Here is a 3,406-nt window from a genome sequence, read left to right on the forward strand (position 1 = left end):
GCTTATCTCACCGGCGAGCAGATGCTGGAGCGCGCGGGCTTGAGAGCCGGCGAGCGCGTGCTGGTCACGGGCGCCTCCGGCGGCGTCGGCTCCGGCATTGTCCAGTTGGCACGGGCGCGCGGCGCCATTCCCTATGCCATCGCCGGCAAGGGCAAGGAGCAGGCCGTGCTCGACATCGGCGCCGAAAAGGTGATCACGCGCGGCGTGGCCGACCTGCCGGCCGCCGTCAACGAGGCGACCGGCGGCCAGCCCATCGACGTGGTCGCCGATCTTGTCGGCGGCGCCATCTTCAACGATCTGTTGCGCATTCTCAGACCCGAAGGCCGCTACACCACCGCCGGCGCCATCGCGGGACCGGTGGTGCAGCTCGATCTACGCACCATGTATCTGAAGCAGTTGCAGCTTCACGGCTCGAGCCAGGGCACGCGGGCGGATTTCCGCCGCATCGTCCGCTACATCGAGGAAAAGAAGATCAAGCCGCTGGTCGGCGGCGTTTACAAACTGTCGGACTTCCACCGCGCCCAGACAGACTTCATGGCCAAGGACTTCGTCGGCAAGCTGGTGGTGGTGCCGGACGCAGTGGCGGATACGGCCGAGGGCTGACCTTCGTGGTCAGCCCTTGCGCTCCTGCAGGATGTTGCCGCCATCCACGACGAGAACCGCGCCGTTGACGTAGCTTGCCCCGTCTGAGGCCAGGAACAGGACCGCGGCGGCGACTTCTTGCGGTGTGCCGGCGCGTCCAAGCGGCGTTTGTTGCGCGGCGACGAGCTCTTCCGGCGTCGAGGCGCCGGTGGCGATCCAGCCCGGCGCCACGGCGTTGACGGTGACGCCGCTGCGGCCGACCTCCAGCGCAAGCGCGTGGGTGAGGCCGACCATGCCCGCCTTGGCGGCCGAGTAGGCGGCATCGCCTTCATTGGAGACGTAAGGTCCGGTGACCGAGGCCATGTTGACCACGCGTCCATGGCGGCGCTGAACCATGCCGGCCAGGAATCCGCGCGTGCTAAGAAACGCGGTCTTCAAGCTGACATCGATGCCCCGGTCCCAGTCGCTTTCGCTGAGGTCGAGAAATCGCCGCTGCAGCGCCGGCTGGGCCACCGTGCCCATCCCGGCATTGTTGACGAGGATATCGACCTCGCAGACCTCCGAGCATAGCCGCTCGACATTCGCCGCGCGCGTCAGGTCGGCCACGACCGCACGAACGTCGAGCCCGTCGGCCCGCAGCTCCTCGGCGCGTTGCTCGACACGTTGCGACGAAGCGGTGATCGCGACGGCAAGCCCGGCTTCGCCAAGAGCGCGCGCGACGGCGACGCCGATGCCGTCGGCGGCGCCCGCGCCGGTCACCAGCGCCGTGCGGGATTTGCGAAACACGACCATGAACCCTCCAGGCGACGAAGCCGATGCCCCTGCCACTCAGTATCCGGCGCTGACGCCGAAATCGATCGGAAGCACCGCTCCGGTGATCGGCGCCGCGCCAGGCTGGCAAAGATAGTGGATGAAGGAAGCGATCTCTTCCACGGTGATGAAGCGAGCTCTTTCCCATTGCGGGTAGTGCCCCAGAAGCTTCCGCTTGTAACCGTCCGGGTCATTTCCGCCATAGGTCCTCGCCTGATACTCGATCATCGGCGTCGCCGTGTCGCCGGGACAGACGGCGTTGACCCTGATGCCGTGCGGGGCAAGTTCCAGCGCGAGAGCCTTGGTCAAAAGCACCAGCCCGCCCTTGGAGGCGCAATAGACCGCCGCGCCGTTATTGCCGACGATGCCGGCGTCGGACGCAATGTTGATGACGACGCCTTGCGCCGCCGACAGATGCGGAATGGCGGCCGAGATCAGGAAGAACGCGCCCTTGAGGTTGACGTCCAGCACCAAGTCCCATTGCGCTTCCTGGACGTCGCTGGCCGGCCCCTCCAGCCAGACGCCAGCGGCGTTCACGAGAATGTCCAGGCCACCTCCCCACTCACGGGCTTTGTCCACCGCTTCGCGGCAGGCAGCAACGGAGCGGATGTCGAGCGGCAAGCCGATCGCTTTCGCGCCTGTCGCGGTAATCCTTGCCACGGCCTCGTCGAGTTTGAGGCCAGGAAGGTCGGCGAGCGCGATCCGCTCGCCGTCTGCCGCGAGGCGAAGTCCGGTCGCGAAACCCATCCCTCCGGCGCCGCCCGCGATCAGGACCGTCCTGCCAGCCATTCGATAACCTCCACGAAACGCCGCCGCGAGCACATGCCAACCATGTCCGGAAGTCATGCCGCATGCACCACGCCGGACAAACAATGATCCCAACAGGCAATGATCCCAACAGGTCTGGTCCTTCGGCCCTGGATCACCCCAGTTCCAGCGTTGTGATGCCGAAAACCTTCGTCGGTGCGTTGCCAGGCTTGCCGCCCTTGTACATGCGGGTCGTGGTGAAGCCCGCAACCATGCCGGCAGCCTGAAGCATGGCGGTGAATCCGAACTGGGTGGCCGGCACGTCGATATGCAGCGCTTCGCCCGCCGCTTTGCCCGCCAGTTCCGCCACCAACGCCAGGGCTATGTCCATGTCGTCGGCGAACAGCGGCCCGACCTTGAATCCCTCCCGGCATCTCCGCGCCACGCCAAAGCCGGCAATGCCGGCCGAACCTGCGGACATGAGCGCAATCCGAGGCGGCTGCAGCCATTCCCGCAGGAAGGCCTCTCGTGGCGCCGGGAAGCACTGGCGGTCGTAAGCCAGGATCCCGGCTGTGCTCGCGGCCATCACGGGCAGGATGTCGCTGCGCCCGGCCAGTCCGACCGGACGACCGCTGAAGCGGACGGTCTGATAGGCGGGCGCGAACCCCTTGCGCTGGTAGTTGGCCCGTTGCTCGGCCACGCCGTCGAGGCCGATGATACGGTCGCCGAGCCGTTCCATGCCGGCATCCCATACCGCCTTGCCATGGCCTTCGCCGCGCCGGTCGGGCCGGCAGATGTAAAGGCCGATGAAGCCGAAGCCCGAGCCGTAGGCGACGGCCGAAATGCCGGCCACCATCTCGCCGCCGGCAAAGGCGCCGATGAACCCTTCCGGATCGGCCGCGCGCAGCGCGGCGGCGTCGTCGATGCCTGGATTCCAGCCCTCCCCCGCCGCCCAGTCGACGAGCGTTTCCACCTCGCCGGCGGTCAGCGTCCTTATCGTTCTCGGCATCGTTTCACTCGGCGGCCTGAGGCGATGGATTCAAGCCGCCACGATAAGATGCGGCCCGCAAGTTGCAAAGGCCGGCGTCGTCCGCCCGCGCCGCGAAGATGGAGCCGGCCTGCTCACTTACACGAGACATCCGAGGCACGACTGCTGGCCAACAATTACCGGGGAGGGGTTTTCCAAATCGATGCAAGGGGTTGGCAAAGAAATCGCCGAGCGGTCATTCGTTGTTCCAATCGGCAACTGGACACAACCGGCGAAGGC

4 protein-coding genes are annotated in these 3,406 nt (G+C 66.6%); 1 reads left to right on the top strand and 3 read right to left on the bottom strand.

Annotated elements, in window-relative coordinates:
• Nucleotides 1-603, top strand: a 603-nt coding sequence (locus EOA29_RS29575; protein ID WP_145969860.1) for a zinc-binding dehydrogenase, incomplete at its 5' end; no start/stop codon positions are given.
• Between the two features lie 9 nt (nucleotides 604-612).
• On the opposite strand, the gene EOA29_RS29580 is transcribed toward EOA29_RS29575, so the two are convergent.
• From EOA29_RS29580 to EOA29_RS29590, 3 genes are all read right to left on the bottom strand, one after another.
• Nucleotides 613-1,368 (bottom strand): SDR family NAD(P)-dependent oxidoreductase, encoded by a 756-nt coding sequence (locus EOA29_RS29580; protein ID WP_245468568.1) that lies wholly within the window; start codon nucleotides 1,366-1,368, stop codon nucleotides 613-615.
• A gap of 42 nt (nucleotides 1,369-1,410) precedes the next feature.
• Complete coding sequence (locus EOA29_RS29585; RefSeq protein WP_126092235.1) at nucleotides 1,411-2,181, bottom strand: SDR family oxidoreductase; 771 nt, start codon at nucleotides 2,179-2,181, stop codon at nucleotides 1,411-1,413.
• A 133-nt stretch (nucleotides 2,182-2,314) separates the two neighbouring features.
• A complete protein-coding gene (locus EOA29_RS29590) occupies nucleotides 2,315-3,148 on the bottom strand; it encodes a GNAT family N-acetyltransferase (protein WP_126092234.1) in 834 nt (277 codons plus the stop codon).
• Between the last annotated feature and the right edge of the window lie 258 nt (nucleotides 3,149-3,406).

Source organism: Mesorhizobium sp. M1E.F.Ca.ET.063.01.1.1 (genome assembly GCF_003998155.1).
Classification (GTDB): Bacteria; Pseudomonadota; Alphaproteobacteria; order Rhizobiales; family Rhizobiaceae; genus Mesorhizobium.